The sequence below is a fragment of the Gemmatimonadota bacterium genome (assembly GCA_026702745.1).
Classification (GTDB): Bacteria; JAAXHH01; JAAXHH01; order JAAXHH01; family JAAXHH01; genus JAAXHH01.
Genome location: JAPPBT010000028.1, coordinates 33462 through 50672, shown reverse-complemented (window position 1 = coordinate 50672; position 17211 = coordinate 33462). Strand labels below are relative to the sequence as shown.

The following is a 17211-nucleotide window of genomic DNA, read 5'->3' as shown; positions in this document are numbered from 1 at the left end:
CCTGTACTTATGTGGTTTTCACACTCGAAAGGAACCCCCCACATGACCCCCAGGCGCGTCGCCATCGTCGCGGGCGGCCGGACGCCCTTCATCAAGTCGGGCAAGGCCTTTGCCGAAATCGATTCCCTGGCCATGGCCGTCCACGCCACGTGCGGAATGCTGGACCGGAGCGGGATCGATTCGGCGCTGATCGAATCCGTCGTCTTCGGGACGATGACGCCCGACCCGCTGAAACCCAACCTAGCCCGGGAGCTCGTCTTCGAGGCGGGACTGCCGATCAACGCCGAGGCCCATACCGTGGCCTCCTACTGCATCACCGGGCTGCGGGCGGTCACGGTCGTGGCCGATGCCATCTCCGGCGGCCGCATCGACGTGGGCCTGGCCGGCGGGGTCGATTCGCTGACGCGTGCCTCCATGGACCTCTTCCGCGAACCGTCCACGGGCCTGACCATGGGCGAGCACATGGAGCTGACCTGCAAGGAGTGGGACATCCCGCGCGAGCGGCAGGACGAAGTGGCCCTGGCCAGCCACCGCAACGCCGTGGCCGCGCGCGAGAAACTCGCCGGGGAAATCCACCCGCTGCTGGGCGAGGAGACCGACTCCGGGCCGCGGGCCGACACGTCGCTCGAGGCCCTGGCCGCGTTGAAGCCCGTCTTCGACCCGGAGCACGGCACGCTCACCGCGGGCAACTCGTCGCCCGTGACGGACGGCGCCGCAGCGGTACTGCTGATGAGCGAGGAGAAAGCGGCCGAATGCGGCCTGAAACCGCTGGCGTACATCGGGGGCATGGCCTATGCCGCCCACGACCCTTCGGAGGGGCTGCTCATGGCGCCGGCCATCTCGGTGCCCCGGCTCCTGGAAAGCCGGAACCTTTCAATGGCCGACATGGACCTGGTTGAGATCCATGAGGCCTTCGCGGCCCAGGCCCTGGCCAGCGTAGCAGCGTGGGAAAGGGGCTGGAAGGGCGCGCCGACGGGCCCGGTCGATTGGACCCGCGTGAACGTCAACGGCAGCTCGATCGCCGTGGGCCATCCCTGGGCGGCCACGGGCACGCGCATCCTGACGACCCTGGCCAACGAGATGAAGCGGCGCGACGCCCGCTACGGCCTGGTCAGCATCTGCGCCGCGGGCGCTATGGCGGGGGCGTTCCTGTTGGAGCGGTAGGGATGCTCGGCCACTGGAGGCCGTGGGAACGGGGATGCCCGGCCACTGGAGGCCGTGGGAGGCCGCGGGAGGCATTCCTGGAAAGGATGTTCGCGCAGTTAAGTGAATTACCTGAACAATCTTACAACAATGGCCACGACGCCTATCAAGGTAGGTATTCCCAGGGTAAGAATGACCGTGAGTATGTAGGCTTTCGTAGGTACATGTTTCAACGTCTCTTCAATCCTCACCACAGAATCCCTGAGATCATCTACTTTCTCTGCAGTGTTGTTCGTGGACACTTCCAGCCGGTCGAGCCTGAAATCCCTGAGTCGATTCCCATTACCGCTTCCACTGCTCGAACCGCTGCCTTCTCCGGCGGGTTCGCCTGTTAACTCGCGTTTGGGCAAAGTCATTGGAACACCTCTCTACTCAAGCAACGACTTGATCAGCGGAACGACGACGCACGCCAGCACGAACCCGAGTGTCCACTTGATCAGTTTGATGTCGCTCTGCATGGAGGACAGTTTCCGCTCGAAGTCCGCGATTTCTTCGGCGGCTTCGCTGGCGACTGCTTCAGGTGCACCCGCGGCTACGAGTGCGACATAAGTTTTGGAAAGCATGACAGGCATGATCTATCCTTTTCCGACTACGAGTCATCGTACTATGCGCAGGTACGCTGGACGCGTCCTGCCCGGCCCTTAATAAAAATGGTCGGAAGCCGGAAAGCGTTTCTCGTATGGACGTTATCTTTTTTAGTTTGGGAGAGATAAAAGGACTAAAGCTGCGCTGGACAGTATTAGGAGAGATGGACCACCGCTGGCTCAGAACCTGTCTAACCAGACCGCCGCGGGTGTCATGGCCGGCCCGGTCGAATCCGTCCCCTGAGGCGTACCGGATTTCCCACCGCAGAACCCACCCTACTCGTCCCCACCACTCCGCCGCTGCTGCTCGAACTTCACGTCGGGATGGGCAATCAGGTTGATCCGGAAATAGAACCCCTTGTTGATGCCGTTGGGCACCCAGCGGAAGGTGAACTCCCAGCAGTGCAGCGGCCGGTACAGGTCCACGCTGTGGGACACGATCTCCTTGCGGCGGTAGTCGTAATTGATCGAGTGCTGCACGCGCCACTTGTCGGTGACGCGGTTGGTCAGCCTGACCAGGTCCGTGATATCGTTCAGGGCGAACCGGTTCGTGGCGCTGATCTCGTGGGAGCTGGTGGTGAATCCCTCTTCGGCGTCGGGATCCGATCGCCGGATCGAGTAGCGGTGGGAAAGGCGGACCGTCCAGGGACCCTTGACCTGGGCGAACCGCTGGTTGAACCGGTCGTCGCCGTACCCGCCGTACCCGCCGTAGCTGTCGCCGAAGCCGCTCGAACCGAACCCGCCGCCCGTAAAGCTGCTCCCTCCGAAACTGCTGCCGCCGAAGCTTCCGCCGGAAAAGTCGTCATACCCGCCGTACGCCCCGCCGAACTGGTCGTCTCCGAACTCATCGCCCTGGTTCCTGCGCGGCCCCACGAGGTTGAGGGAAGCGCTGAGCGTCATGCGGTCCAGCCAGGGCCTGCGGAATTCGTCGGTTTCGGGATCGTAGAAATCGTGGTTCAGCGACAGGTTCAGGTTCAGCCGGCGGCTCGGGATGCGTACCGTGGTCCTCAGATCGGCGAACTTGCGGTCCTCGGACTGGAAGTCGTAGGAGGTCGACGATTTGACGTACAGCAGGTTGTACTTCTTCTCGCGGCCCTCGTGTTCGGTCCTGGCCTGCAGGATGTTGTTCAAGGAGAAACTCATCCTCTTCCGGACGCGCGTCCCCCCTTTCCCACCTGACTGGGAGAAGTTGATGTCGGGCGTGACCACGTGGCGAATAGCGTTCAGCCGGCCGATCGTCGGCTGGAAGAGCCCGTAGAGCGTCGTGTTGACCGACATGCCCACCGTGTGGTCTTCCTTCTGTTCCCAGTTACCCTCTTCTTCCGGGTCGGTATCCTGTTCCCAGGTCCGGGTGTACCTGGCCTGCGGACGGATCTTCAGCCAGCCCCCGATCTTCTGCGGCGCGCTGAGGTTGAAGGCGTTGGCGAAGGTCCGGACGGCTGCGTGCGTGTAGTGATAACGGATATCCGGGCCCGGATGGTCCGTGTCCCGGTCGCCCCTTATGTTTTTCCTGCGGTTCCGAAGCGTGTTGTTGAACCCGAACATGATGGTGTGGAACCAGCGATCCTCAATCTCCGTGCGGGGCCGGCTGAAGTCCGGCATGCTGCCCCGCCGCGTCTGCCTGCGGGGCGGCTTGAAGATCGCCTTCGTCCCGAAGCGGAACCTGAGCGTGGTGGTGGGCCGGCTTGGCCGGCCGGTCGTGCTGGACGTCGACGTGCTCAGGTTGAGGCTATTCCGACCGAACTTCTTGTCGATCGCGAAGGTGGAACGCGTCGTGGACCGCAACTGTCCGGGATCCGTCCCCCGCGTCGTCGAATGCAGGTACCGCAGCGACTGGGCGAAGTTGCCCTGCCCGCGGATCGTCAGGTCCGGGATCACTTCCTGCCGGTGCTGGGCGGCCACGTCCCAGCCGGTCGTCGTCCCTTCGAAACTTCTTTGCCACGAGCCCTGCACCGAGCCCCTGAGCCGGCGATCCTGCCGGTACTGGAACCTTTGACGCAGCAGGAACCCGGTCTTGGCCTCGATATCCGCGGTGGTCTTCATGTCGAAGAACTCGTTCGGCGCGTAGTAGTAGCCCAGGTTGCGCAGGTACCGGCCTTCCTCCACGCCGCTGCCGTAGTTCGGCACCGTGAACCCGGACTGCCGGCCTTGCTTCACCGAGAAGACGTAAACCGGCAGGTAAACCACCGGGATGCCCAGGATGTAGCCCGTCACGTTCCGGACCACCGCCTTGTCACCGGGGGCGACCTTGCCCTCGCCGATCCTGAGGTAGTAGTGCAGGTGGTTCGGATTGTCGCAGGTAGTGTAGGAACCGTTGTGGATCTCGAAGGTCCGGTCGGCGTTGAGCGTGATAAGCTCGCCGTCGAAGAACCCCTGCTCGTACTGGGTGCGGCCCTTCCAGATCTGCCCTTCCCCCGTATTCATATTGTACTGCATGCGGTCCCCGATCACGACGTTCATCTCGTCCTGCAACCGGGGATAGGTATTGGTCTCGGGATCGATGTCCGGCGCCGGCGGCAGGAAGTCGGCGGTCAGCAGATTGGAGTTGGTGTTGAATAGGAGCCGGCCGGCCGTAAGCTCGACTTCTCCGTACTTCAGCTCGGCGCTTCCGATGAGCGCCATGGTGGTATCGGCGAATATGTACTCGATGCGATCCGCATTGTAATCCAACACCGGCAGGCCGGTCGTATCGGCCTCGGCGCCAGCCCCGCTCGCGCCTCCGCTCCCCATACCGCCGGAGGGGAACTGCGCGAGGGCCGCTCCGGGGAGGCAGAGCAGCAGGCCGATCAGGAGGTAGTGCGGCATGCAGCGCGTCATGATCCCCGCCGCGCCGGTCATCCCACCATAAACTTGACTTCTTTTGCAAATTATGTAAATAATATGCCTCGATTTACCAGATTTGTGTTGACCCGGTCTCGTGTACGAAATATATACTGGATGCCGACTGGATCCTCATGCTTCGGTCCGTAATCTAAGGATAAAGGGTATCCGGCGAAAGCGTTTCGTCTCATGACATCGGCATTCGGACGGCAACATGCATCCGGCGAGGAGAGAGGTAATCGCCGGCGGGCGCGGAAGTCCGGTGGACAGGAGCATTCGACAAGAAAACCTACTTGACACGTCGGAAGGCCGGCACTATACTTGCAATTAGTATTGACATATCGGGTGGAATTCATTATGGAGTAGGAGATTCCGCCTGGTCCGGCCGGTCACGCTTCCGGCCAGCCGATTCTGTAACGTCAGGTTTCTCTGCCCTTCATCGAAAGTTGGCGGATGAACAGTCGCAACCCGGGTTGGGCGTTAAGCCGGTTCTTTGAAAACTTATACGGTCAGTTAAGTTTATGGTTGCAATCGGCACGTAAGGAATTGTGTTGCAACGAAATAAAAAGATTCATTTTTTCCTTGCATTATCGAAGTGAATCATATTATATGGGTTCAAAACCCGTACTTTTCGTGAGGAGATATGGCAAGAATCGTATTTCTTTTGATTGCCACGCTTGCATGTGGTGATGCATACGCCCAGTTGGATATGAACCTGGGCGTGTCCGGCAGCAGGTCCTATTCTTGTCTTGCGGATTTTACCGATTCGGGCGTCGGGTACGGCGTTCGGGTCGAGATGGCGGGGGATTTAAACGACCGGTTTCAGTTCATCGGCAACTTGTCGTATGACCGGCACAACAGCGACTACTCGTCGCTCCCGGTCATGGCCGGGTTGAGGGTGTCCACCACATCGGATGACGACATGTTCTGTTACGTCCAGGCCACGGCGGGAAGTTCGTACCGGGTCATGGGCGAGGGAGACAATGAGACAGCCTGGGTGGCGAACGCCGGTATCGGCACGGTGTGGAACAGGCTGGGAGCAATTGTAGAGTACAACGTTTCACGCGATAAGTGGAGTTGGGTATCTGTTCATACATTCATTCGTTTACCTCTTGGATTTTAGTGTCCATGCCACGATGAGGGCATATGGGAAAGGAGCGCATATAGATTGTTTACTTATGTACAAGAGCAGATAGTAAAGTGCAGTTCTCATCTACGGGAGATACAGATGCATTACTTCATAGTTGTACTGATTGCGTTCGCTCTCAGTATTTATGGATGCGAAGGTAAGACGGGTCCGGCGGGTCCAAGCGGCCCATCGGGTCCGGCAGGTCCGGCAGGTCCGGCCGGCCATGATGGCCATGATGGTGCTCAGGGTCCGGCAGGTCCGGCAGGCGCTGATGGCGCTCAGGGTCCGGCAGGTCCGGCAGGTCCGGCAGGTCCGGCGGGTCCGGCAGGCGCTGATGGTGCTGATGGCGCTCAGGGTCCGGCAGGTCCGGCAGGTCCGGCAGGTCCGGCAGGCCCCGAAGGCCCGATGGGTCCGGCAGGAATCCCGGACACCGGTGGCATTGATCCCATCCAGTTGGCTCAAGCACATCACGTCGCCATGGTGGTAGGTGACGCAGATAAGGCTGATGCGACGGATGGCCTTACGGCCACAATGCGGGTCGGCGAAGAGTTGATGGTTTCAGCTGTTGCCGGTGCGCAGAGCGGGAAGGCCCTTCCTGGTATTCCGGTTACGTTGTCGATTGACGAGAATGACGACGAAGCCATCACCATGGAAGACGGCGTGATTACCGCCGCCGGGGCCGGTGAAGCTGTTGTCAAAGCTGAATCAGAGTTGGCCGGTATCGCCGGTAAGCTCACTGTCACCGTTACCAAACCTATCGATAAGATCGTTTTCATGGTTGGTGAAGGTGACGAGGCCGCTGATGGGCCTAGCGATATCGTTTTGGCCGCGGGCCAGGAGTATAAGGATGAGATCACCGCCGTGGCTCATGATGAAGACGGCGAAGTAATTGATCCGCGTTCTGACTGGTCCTGGTCGAGCACCGACGATGGCGTTGCCACTGTCGCAGCAAGGAAGGACGATGACGACAAGTTGGTTGACAAGGGTGCTCACGGTACGATCACTGGTAAAGGCGCTGGCGACGCCGAAATTATGGCGACGGCGGAAGGCGTGAGCGGCAGTATCGCCGTTAGCGTTTCCGGCCAGGTCAAGACCACGCAGATCGTTGCTTCTACCTCGGATATGGGCAACACTTTCACGTGGGATAGAGGCGCCGCATCCCCAGCTTGGGATCCGGCAACCACTACTTTCCAAGTGAATCTTTACGACCTCATTTCCGATGAAAGAATCGCCGGTACGGTCAATGTAGAATCCAGCGATATAGCTGTCGCTACGGTCGGTGCTGCCACGGTTACAACTACATCCGGCGGAACAGCATCTGCGACAGTTTCGGTATCGCCTGCGCCCAGCGGCGGTCCTGGCGATGGTACTGGTGATACTGATCTTGCGGCAGGAACTCGCACGGCCGTCATTTCATTAACGGCTACGGGTGCTGATCCTGTACGTATACTGATCTCTGTGGTGGTCAAAGACGCACCGGCAGACGAGTAATCTTTGAGGGATAATCCGGACTCGTAAGTAAGGGTTGGATAGCTTCCTGCGATAGGTGAGTGGCTGTACCCAACAAGGATATGGCCACTTACCAGACTCCAGGAACACATCCCGAGTAGTACCGCACGAAAATACAGAATACATGGTTTAACCGTGTATCTTCCCGTCCGTCCTTAGTAGGAGCTTTAGCGACCGAACAGGGCGGACGGTTTTTTTATGCCTTTTTGGGCAAGCTCCGCATTCGAACATCACCCTCGAAAACCCCTTTTTGACCGCCTGGTGTTGCGCTTCAAGCCATCTGCCCGATGCGCTTCCGCCCGTCTACTCGATGCGTTTCAGGCCCTCCGCCCTATACCTGCTTGACTAATCCTTAGATAAACTGTACTTTCTTCGACTAAGTGTATTCCGGAAACCATCACTGAATAAAACGCGGCATCACCGGGAGGTCCTACTCGTGTTACGTCACGCTGCTTGCATACCGTTGCTCATGCTGGTTCTACTTGCCTGCAAGGGTGATACGGGTCCGGTGGGACCGGCTGGACCGGTGGGGCAGACAGGCGCTACGGGCGCCGCGGGTCCGGCGGGGATCCCGGGTCAGGCGGGTCCGCAGGGCGAACCCGGTGAAACACTGGACTGGTCGGCCGTGATCGAGGATCAGCACCTGGATGACGCGGTCTACGCGATCGGCGTGCAGGTCCAGGGGAAGAACTACATACTGGGATCGGGATTCGTCGCGCACTTCTGGAATGCCATCTGGACCAATGCCCACGTCGTGCAGGCCGTCCTCGTATCTACCAGTTTCATCGAGGATCTCAACCCGCGGGCCTTTGCCGTCAAGTCGGGCACCGAGGTCGGCGGTTCCGATACATACTGGCTACGGTATTTCTGGATTCATCCCGACTATGACGGCACGGCCGGTTCGCCCGACGCGGCGCTGCTGACCATCGACGCGAACCTGACGGACCTTCCGTTTTTCCTGCCCAGGGATCAGGTCCAGGGACTTAGGGTGGGGCAGCCCATCGGCACGATCGGGTTTCCGGAAGAACGCTCGGGGGAGGCGGTCAACGTCCCGATCGCCACGTTCAGGGACGGCACGATCAGCGCGCTGAGGCCCTTTGACGACGAAGTCCCGACACCCGGGAACAGCCGGGTGATCCAGCACAACCTGGACCTGCCCGGCCGTACGAGCGGCAGTCTCATCTTCGATCACCAGGGATACATCATCGGCATGAACTTCGCCGGGATCTTTCGCGTTGTTTATGATGACCAGACCGGCCAACCCATGCGCGTCCCCTCGAACAACCCCGGGCTCGCCCTCCGCGTCGACGAGCTGTGGCGCCTCTACGATCTCGCCGCCGGAGCGGGCAGGACGGTGACCAGCTTGTCGGAGGCCGGTGCGGTGGGCACAGGCGCGGACGTCCCGCTGGTGCTCGAGCCCGAGCAGGACTTTCCGCACGATGCCTACGTGGCGTTCCCCAGGAACTGGAACGGAGGGACGCTACTTCCGTGACAGACCGCAAGGGTACTATGGCATCTGACCGACTTGTACGGCAGGGGATCTTAAACAGGGAAAGGCAGAACCGATGAGCAACGACCTCAGGAAGGAACTGAGCGACCGGTTTGTAGCTGCGACAGTCAGTCTGCATCGTCTCGTAAACATGGGACTCCGGGATGACGGGAGAGAGCTGGGTCAGAATGAACAGGTTGACCAGTATAAAACCTTGATGTTGTTAGCCGACAAGGGACCTATGACCGTGGGCGAGATTCCTGGTTTCCTCGGATGCACAGATGCTTCCATTAACAACATTTTGCACAGGCTTTATGGAAAGAGATTGATCGAGAAGGCGAGGACTCCGAATGACCGGAGAGTAGTATTGTGTGAACTGACTCCCGAGGGACGGAAGGTGCTGGAACGGATTGATCATGTCGTCAGGAATCGCGTTCTGCCGGCCACTGAAAACTGGAGTCTGGAGCAACTCGAAGCATTTGTAGAATCGTTGGAGTCTATTCCTCCCAGCCGGGAATTTTGGGCGTCAGAGACCCCGACCGAACCCCCCGGTTGGTTTATAATGTAAATGCATTGGGCAAATGAACGTCCTCAGTGATTCAACACGTTCGAGCTGAACCTAAGTTCCGTAAGTCCATCCTAATTCGTCCTGCCGTTGCCATCTCAAATGGTGAAACCGGTAGCTTGCCGCTTCGTAGCCCGTCCCGTTAACAACCTACCGCTTCTTTCCTACCTATTCAATTCCATACAAGTAACTCCGCTATACGACCTGGCGTTCCCCCCAGCGGGATCATACGTGCCCGGTCCGTCGATTACAGAATTATCACAAACAAACGTTGAATATCACGCTTGAGTCACAAAAAAAGACAGGCTCACTTTTTATTGTGAACCGGGCGTTTTTTATATTGAAAACACAGGAAATATTCATAGTTTGGTTATTTCCAAACATAAAAAGTGATACAAATAACAATATGTCCTAATCGTTAGTAAACGCTCACGCGGCTGGTCTATCATCAGGCTTCGTCGAAGGAGAGTGCTCGATGTTTTGCGAGTTCCGTCGCACATTACCCGTTTTCGGACGCATCCACGTCCCGATTCTCGTCTGCCTGTCTCTCGCCCTTCCCTGGCTCGTCACATGCGGCAGGGACAATCCCACACAATCACGGTCTCAGGTCCCGACCCGGGTCGTGGTCACACCGGGCACCGCGGATCTGTCATCGGCTGGACAGTCGGTACGACTCAACGCCCAGGTGATTGACGACACCGGCCAGCAAGTCGCGGACGCTCCCGTCACTTGGCGCAGCAGCAATTCGTCGGTTGCGACGGTGAGCGATGACGGCGTGGTCACCGCGTTGCGAAACGGCAGTGTGGTCATTACGGCCATGAACGGCCAGAAGACCGGCAGCGCGCAAGTGGAGGTGTCGGACGCGGTAAGGCGGGCCCTGGTCGCCCTGTACAGGGCCACGGGCGGCGAGAACTGGAAGAACAGCGCGAACTGGCTCAGCGACGAGCCGGTAGAGCGCTGGCATGGAGTGACGGCCGCGGGTGTGGCGATGAGTGCTGACGCGGACGGAGCGACGGGTACAAGTGCGCGCGCCAACGCGGCGGGTTCGGCATTGAACTTGCCCGACAACGGCCTGTCGGGCACGATCCCGCCGGAACTGGGCGACCTGGTCCATCTGCGCGAACTTGACCTCTCCAACAACGGGCTGACGGGATCGATTCCACCGGAACTGGGCAAACTGTTCCGGCTCGAGCTGCTCAATCTCTCCGGCAACCGGTTGTCCGGACCTCTCCCAGCGGAACTGGGCAACCTGGTCGTCCTGAAGTCGCTGCAGTTGCAGGACAACGCCGAGTTGTCCGGTCCCCTGCCTCTTTCGTTCTCCGGCCTGACGCTCCTTGAGTCCCTGGACCTGTCGGGCACCGGAATATGCGCGCCGACGAACGCCGGACTCCAACAGTGGCTCGGAGGGGTGGCCACAAGACGGGGCGTCGCCAACTGCGGAGCCGTTTCCGAACAGGACCGGAAGGCGCTGATCGCGCTGTACGAAGCCACGAACGGACCGAATTGGACGAACAAGACGAACTGGCTGAGCACGGCCTCGCTGGACCGGTGGCACGGGGTATCCACCAACACCCAAGGGCGCGTGATCGGCCTGCGTCTCTCCGGCAACCGGCTGTCCGGTTCGATCCCGGCCGCACTGGGCAACCTCTCCGCGCTGGCAATCCTGGACCTCGGCGGCAATGAGCTTTCCGGGACCATTCCCGTTGCGCTGGGCAACCTGTCCGCACTGGTACTGCTGGACCTCTCCGACAACCGGCTGTCCGGACCGGTCCCAACGGCCCTCTTCACACTGCACAATCTGCAGACCCTGGACTTGTCAGGGAACCTGTTCGAACTTGACGCGTCCACGGACCGCGATGCCCTGGTCGCCCTGTACAACGCCACGGACGGTCCGAACTGGACAGTAAAGGACAACTGGCTGAGTGCCAGCCCGCTTAGTGAGTGGTACGGTGTTTCCACTAACGCGGAAGGTCGCGTGGACAGCCTTGATCTTCAGCGTAATGCCCTGTCCGGCAATATCCCAGCCGAACTGGGCAATCTGACCAATCTCAACTTTCTGGCCCTTAATACAAATCGTCGGCTCTCCGGCAGCATCCCTCCGGAACTGGGTAACCTGGTTGATTTGCGCTATCTGTATCTTGGAGAAAACCAGCTGTCGGGCAGCATTCCTCCGGAACTGGGCAATCTGATCGACTTGATTTCCTTGAGTCTTTTTGGAAACCAGTTGTCAGGCAGCATTCCGTTGGAACTAGGCAATCTCAGAAACTTGCAGCATATGTCCCTTATGCTCAACAGACTGTCCGGCAGCATCCCACCTGAACTGGGTAACCTGACTGACCTGTCCCTTCTGGAACTATACCATAACCGGCTATCCGGCGGCATTCCTTCGGAACTAGGTAACCTCACCAGATTGTCAACCCTGTTTCTTTATCATAACCAGCTAACGGGCAGCATTCCAAAGGAGTTAGGTAACCTCACCAGAATGCAGCATCTGTTTCTACATGAAAATCAGCTTTCCGGCCGTATCCCGTCGGAACTGGGCCGCCTGACCAGATTGACCTTGCTGCGGTTTGATAGGAATCCCGATCTTTCGGGTCCCTTGCCCGACTCATTCTCTGATCTTAACAGTCTCCGCGAACTGAATCTGGATGGCACGGGACTGTGTGTACCTGCAAACGCCGCGTTTGAGGCATGGCTGCAGGGAATCGGGAGCAAGACCGGCGTCGAGAACTGCGCGCTCGAGTCAGACGACCGCGACGCCCTGATTGCCCTGTACAACGCCACGGACGGACCGAATTGGGCAATCAGCACGAACTGGTTGAGCGACAGGCCGCTGGAGGAATGGTATGGCGTCTCCACCAACGCCGAAGGGCGTGTGGATACCCTGTCTCTTCCCGGAGCCGGATTATCGGGCAGCATCCCGCCGGTACTGGGTAACCTGACCGAATTGCTGGTCCTGGATCTTCAAAACAACACGAACCTGTCGGGCAGCATCCCGGCGGAATTGGGGAATCTGAGGAATCTTCGAGTCCTTGAATTCAACAGAGTTCCTTTGTCGGGTAGCATTCCACCGGAATTGGGCAACCTCAGAAACCTGCGTGTTCTCGGCCTTTCCCGTAACAGATTGTCAGGCAGTGTCCCTTCAGAACTTGGTAACCTGATCAACCTGGAAGTGCTTTGGCTTCACGAAAATGCCGATCTGTCGGGAAGCCTGCCTGCCACACTTACCAGCCTCGGTAGACTCCGAATCCTGAATCTGCGCGGAACAAAATTGTGCGTGCCGGCAGACGCCGCGTTTCAGGCATGGCTGCAGGGAATCGGGAGCAAGACCGGTGTTGTGAACTGTACTCCGGCGAACGACCGCGACGCCCTGATCGCCCTTTACAACGCCACGGACGGACCGAACTGGGTGAGAAACGACAACTGGCTGAGCGATCGGCCGTTGGACGAGTGGTACGGGGTCACCACCGACACCACCGGAAGGGTGACGGAGCTTAATATCTACGTTTTGGATGAAACACGTGGTAGTGCCGAGAACAATGGATTGTCAGGCAGCATCCCATCGACATTGGGCAGCCTGAGCAACCTGAGATCGTTGTGGCTCATTGGCGATGACTTATCGGGTGGTATTCCGGCGGAATTGGCTAATCTGAGTAATCTGGAGAGTTTGGCTCTTGTTGGAGAACTATCAGGCAATATCCCTCCTGAACTGGGCCGTCTGAGCAAATTGACCCGTCTTCTCCTGCATTCCAACCAATTGTCAGGTAACATCCCATCGGAACTGGGCAACCTGAGCAACCTGTTGGATCTGGGACTTAGTTATAACCAGCTGACGGGTCAGATTCCTCCGGAACTGGGTAATCTGAGCAAACTGAGATACCTGTCGCTCGCAGTCAATCAATTGACAGGTAGCTTTCCCTCGGAATTCGGTAATCTGACCAACCTGGATCATCTGTATCTATCTAGAAATAAGCTGACTGGATGTATACCTGCACAATTAAGAAACGTGGAATACAACGATCTGGATCGCCTCGGCCTTCCGGATTGCGGCGTTACCGCTGTCGACGACCGCGACGCCCTGATCGCCCTGTACAACGCCACGGACGGACCGAACTGGACGAACAGCACAAACTGGCTGAGCGACAGGCCGCTGGGAGAGTGGTTCGGGGTCACTGTCAACGCGGCAGAACGCGTGACCAGGCTAAACATCTATCGTAATAACTTGTCCGGTTCTATCCCGCCGGAATTGGGCACGCTGACCAATCTAGAAATCCTGGACCTGGGCGAAAACCGGATTTCGGGTCGTATTCCGACATTCCTGGGTAGCATGACCAATCTGGAAGCAATGTCACTGGGCACTCAGTTATCGGGCCCGATCCCGTCTGAACTAGGCAACTTGAGCAAACTGAGACACCTGGCACTGAGAGGGCGGTTGTCGGGCAGTATACCATCATTCGTGAGTAACCTTAGTAACCTGAGAGTCCTGCAATTGGGCGGCTCAGGAAGCCAGTTGTCGGGCCCAATCCCGCCGGAACTGGGCAGGCTGACAAACCTGACGTTACTGGATCTATCCACCAACCGGTTAACGGGCGGTGTTCCGTCTCAATTGAGTAACTTGAGCGAACTGCAACACCTGTGGCTTAGTAACAACCCCGGTCTTACCGGGTCCCTGCCCGGCTCATTCACGGATCTCGATGAACTTGAAACCCTGTATCTGGTTGGAACAGGTATATGCACACCGGTGGACGCGGCATTCCAGGCCTGGTTACAGGGGATACAGCGCACGAGTGGGGTGGTGAGTTGCACGACCACTCCCGACGAATCGGAGATCGACCGCGACGCCCTGGTCGCGTTGTACAACGCCACCGACGGACCGGACTGGGAGAGAAACGACAACTGGCTGAGCGACCGGCCTATCGGAGAGTGGTACGGAGTGACCACCGACACCGGGGGTAGAGTGACGCAACTTCGGTTCGCAGGTGAAGGTGGTAATAGTGGCAACGGATTGTCGGGTCCGATCCCACCTGAACTGGGCAATCTAAGCAACTTGACATGGCTAGGATTTCAGGGTAACCAACTTTCGGGAGTTATCCCCTCTACCCTGGGCAACCTGAGCAACCTGAGGATTCTGCAACTTAACCGCAACCAGTTATCAGGCAGCATTCCGTCGTCCCTGGGCAACCTGGGCAACTTAGTAGAACTGACCCTGAGACGTAACCAGTTGTCAGGTAGCATTCCGTCGTCCCTGGGCAACCTGGGCAATCTGACCCGGCTCTCTCTTAATTATAACGAGTTGTCAGGCAACATCCCCTCAACCCTGGGCAATCTGAGCAACCTGGAAGCCTTGGATCTTACTGGAAACGCCGGTCTTTCCGGGCCGCTGCCCAGCTCGTTCATTAATCTCGATGAACTCAATTACCTGTCAATGAATCTCACAGGTTTGTGTGCGCCGACAGATGCCGCGTTCCAGGCTTGGCTCGATGGAATCGAGAACAAGGGAGGGGTGGTGAGCTGTGTCCTGACTTCACCGGACCGCGACGCTCTGGTCGCCCTTTACAATGCCACGGACGGTCCGAACTGGACGAACAGGACGAACTGGCTGAGTGACCGGCCTATCGGAGAGTGGTACGGCGTCTCCACCAACGGCGCAGGAAGGGTAACGCGTCTTGGCCTGTACACCATAGTCAACAATGTATTCTCCAGCAATGGGTTATCGGGCCGTATTCCGAGAGAACTGGGCAGCTTGAGTTATCTGACAGACCTTAGGCTTCTCGCAAATGATCTTTCGGGTCCGATTCCTTCGGAGCTGGGAAATCTGGCCAACCTGACATGGCTTGGCCTCGGTGGCAACGAATTGTCCGGTCCAATCCCATCGGCGTTGGGTAATTTGACCAATCTGACTTTTCTATCCCTTGCGGGGAATCAGTTGTCCGGTTCGATCCCTTCTGAACTGGGCAACCTGGGCAACCTGACCCAGTTGCATCTTAGAAACAACATGCTGTCGGGTAGCGTCCCGCCGGCACTGGGTAGTCTGAGCAGCTTGGAACATCTGACTTTAGACGGAAACCGTGATCTTTCGGGTCCTGTACCCGACACGCTGACCAACCTCAAAAACCTCAACCGACTGTGGTTAGATGGTACGGGATTGTGTGTGCCGGTGGCTCCGGCGTTTCAGGTATGGCTAGAGAGTATTCAAGACTATGGTCCGGTGGCGAGTTGCACTGCCACTCCCGACGAATCGGACGTCGACCGCGACGTACTGGTCGCCCTGTACAACGCCACAGACGGACCGAACTGGACGAACAGCACGAACTGGCTGAGTGACGAGCCGCTTGAGGAGTGGCATGGTGTGGCGACCGATGGGACAGGCCGTGTTACCGTGCTTGTTCTTCGCCAAAACCAGTTGTCCGGATCTGTTCCTTCCAAACTGGGCAACCTGAACAATCTGCAAGTAATGAGCCTTGGGCGTAATCAGTTGACGGGATCGATTCCATCGGCGATTGGCACATTGGGCAGCTTGACGCAATTGCAGCTGGATTATAATCAGTTGTCGGGAGCTATTCCTTCCGAGTTGGGAAGCCTGGGCAGCCTGAGGGCTCTGGAGCTGAACAACAACCAGTTATCCGGTACGATCCCATCTGAGTTGGGAAGCCTGAACAACCTTCGAGATCTGGATTTGCGCGGTAATGATCTTTCGGGTACGATCCCACCTCAGTTGGGCAATCTGATCAACCTTCGAGAACTGGATCTGCGAGTCAATGAACTGTCTGGAACGATTCCGACCGCATTGGGTAACTTGACCAACCTTGAAGATCTGGATCTTGGCGGTAACCGGTTGTCGGGAACGATCCCGAGCGAACTGGGCACCCTGGGTAATCTGCGTGTGCTCGACCTGTTTGTTAACCGGTTGACAGGCAGTATCCCACCCGAATTGGGAAGCCTCGGGGAACTCATTCGGTTGGATCTGCACTCGAACTCCGGTTTGTCCGGACCCTTGCCCGATGAATTCACCGATCTTGATAATCTGGACTTATTGGATCTGCGTCGCACAGCGATTTGTGCCCCAGTGGATGCCGCACTCCAGGCGTGGCTCAGCGGGGTTCAAACCAAAAGGGGTGTGGTCGACTGCGAGGTTTCGCCGAAGATATACTGGACGACCGGTTTTTTTGACAGCAGGATCCACCGGTCGAATCTGGACGGCACCGACGTCGAGGAGGACCTTGTTACGGGTGTGTTTAGTATAAACAGCCTGGATGTGGGCGGGGACAAGGTTTACTGGTCGGCGGGTACCAATATGGGTGAGATTCAGCGCGCGAACCTGGATGGATCAGGCGTTCAGGACCTCGTCATGGGCTTAAGCTCACCAACAGGCCTGGTCGTGGATGTAGACGGGGACGAAATCTATTGGCTAACCGCTGGTTTCACTAATGCCAAAATCCAGCGTGCGAACCTGGATGGGACGGGCGTTCAGGATCTCGTCACGGGCTTGAACACACCGGATGACCTGGCCTTGGACCTTGATGGGGACAAGATGTATTTTATTGAAAGGGGCATGATCCACCGGGCTAATCTGGACGGAACGGGCGTCGAGACGGTCGACATTACGGGCTTGCGGGACCCATCCAGCCTGGCTGTGGATAGCGGTGGGGGCAAGATATACTGGACGTATGAAATCGGTGGTGGCGATGACGAGTTGGGCGGGATCAGACGGGCTAACCTGGACGGCACGGGCGTTGAGAACCTCCTTACCCGGCTCATTCCAACAGATTTGGCCCTGGACGTAGATGGAGGTAAGATGTACTGGGTGGAAAGAGGTGCGCTCGAGCGAGCGAATCTAGACGGAACCGGCGCCGAGCGCCTGGGCATTGATGACGTAGAAGACGGTTTGGCCTTGGATCTGTGAGGGTATAAG

At 58.1% G+C, this 17211-nt stretch carries 10 protein-coding genes; 7 read left to right on the top strand and 3 right to left on the bottom strand.

The genetic code is table 11. The features are described from left to right. Window positions 1-42 precede the first annotated feature (42 nt). Entirely contained in the window at window positions 43-1164 is a 1122-nt protein-coding gene (locus OXH56_05255; GenBank protein ID MCY3554712.1) for a thiolase family protein, read from the top strand. A gap of 107 nt (window positions 1165-1271) precedes the next feature. On the opposite strand, the gene OXH56_05250 is transcribed toward OXH56_05255, so the two are convergent. From OXH56_05250 to OXH56_05240, 3 genes are all read right to left on the bottom strand, one after another. Further along, window positions 1272-1553, bottom strand: coding sequence for a hypothetical protein (locus tag OXH56_05250; GenBank protein ID MCY3554711.1), 282 nt, complete (start codon window positions 1551-1553; stop codon window positions 1272-1274). A gap of 18 nt (window positions 1554-1571) precedes the next feature. Further along, a complete protein-coding gene (locus OXH56_05245; protein ID MCY3554710.1) occupies window positions 1572-1766 on the bottom strand; it encodes an integrase in 195 nt (64 codons plus the stop codon). 297 nt (window positions 1767-2063) lie between these two features. Beyond that, entirely contained in the window at window positions 2064-4604 is a 2541-nt protein-coding gene (locus tag OXH56_05240) for a putative LPS assembly protein LptD (GenBank protein MCY3554709.1), read from the bottom strand. A 646-nt stretch (window positions 4605-5250) separates the two neighbouring features. Between OXH56_05240 and OXH56_05235 the strand changes: the two genes are divergently transcribed. From OXH56_05235 to OXH56_05210, 6 genes are all read left to right on the top strand, one after another. Next, on the top strand, window positions 5251-5730 hold the full coding sequence (locus tag OXH56_05235; GenBank protein ID MCY3554708.1) for a hypothetical protein: 480 nt from the start codon (window positions 5251-5253) through the stop codon (window positions 5728-5730). A 151-nt stretch (window positions 5731-5881) separates the two neighbouring features. Next, window positions 5882-6223, top strand: a complete 342-nt coding sequence (locus tag OXH56_05230; protein ID MCY3554707.1) for a hypothetical protein — start codon at window positions 5882-5884, stop codon at window positions 6221-6223. Continuing rightward, entirely contained in the window at window positions 6214-7227 is a 1014-nt protein-coding gene (locus OXH56_05225; GenBank protein MCY3554706.1) for a hypothetical protein, read from the top strand. The genes OXH56_05230 and OXH56_05225 overlap by 10 nt, the downstream gene beginning before the upstream one ends. Window positions 7228-7870: 643 nt before the next feature. Further along, window positions 7871-8737 carry a serine protease gene (locus OXH56_05220; GenBank protein ID MCY3554705.1) on the top strand — a complete coding sequence of 289 codons (867 nt, stop codon included), beginning with the start codon at window positions 7871-7873 and terminating at the stop codon, window positions 8735-8737. Between the two features lie 73 nt (window positions 8738-8810). Next, entirely contained in the window at window positions 8811-9302 is a 492-nt protein-coding gene (locus tag OXH56_05215) for a MarR family transcriptional regulator (protein MCY3554704.1), read from the top strand. A gap of 472 nt (window positions 9303-9774) precedes the next feature. After that, the gene (locus OXH56_05210; protein ID MCY3554703.1) at window positions 9775-17202 is read left to right on the top strand and encodes an Ig-like domain-containing protein; all 7428 of its coding nucleotides are present in this window, start codon (window positions 9775-9777) and stop codon (window positions 17200-17202) included. Window positions 17203-17211: the final 9 nt, after the last annotated feature.

Bases quoted from the DNA above. Each gene is read 5' to 3' on its own strand.
- OXH56_05255 (MCY3554712.1), top strand. From the start codon at position 43: ATGACCCCCAGGCGCGTCGCCATCGTCGCGGGCGGCCGGACGCCCTTC.
- OXH56_05245 (MCY3554710.1), bottom strand. From the start codon at position 1,766: ATGCTTTCCAAAACTTATGTCGCACTCGTAGCCGCGGGTGCACCTGAA.
- OXH56_05240 (MCY3554709.1), bottom strand. From the start codon at position 4,604: ATGACGCGCTGCATGCCGCACTACCTCCTGATCGGCCTGCTGCTCTGC.
- OXH56_05235 (MCY3554708.1), top strand. From the start codon at position 5,251: ATGGCAAGAATCGTATTTCTTTTGATTGCCACGCTTGCATGTGGTGAT.
- OXH56_05230 (MCY3554707.1), top strand. From the start codon at position 5,882: ATGGATGCGAAGGTAAGACGGGTCCGGCGGGTCCAAGCGGCCCATCGG.
- OXH56_05225 (MCY3554706.1), top strand. From the start codon at position 6,214: ATGGTGGTAGGTGACGCAGATAAGGCTGATGCGACGGATGGCCTTACG.
- OXH56_05215 (MCY3554704.1), top strand. From the start codon at position 8,811: ATGAGCAACGACCTCAGGAAGGAACTGAGCGACCGGTTTGTAGCTGCG.
- OXH56_05210 (MCY3554703.1), top strand. From the start codon at position 9,775: ATGTTTTGCGAGTTCCGTCGCACATTACCCGTTTTCGGACGCATCCAC.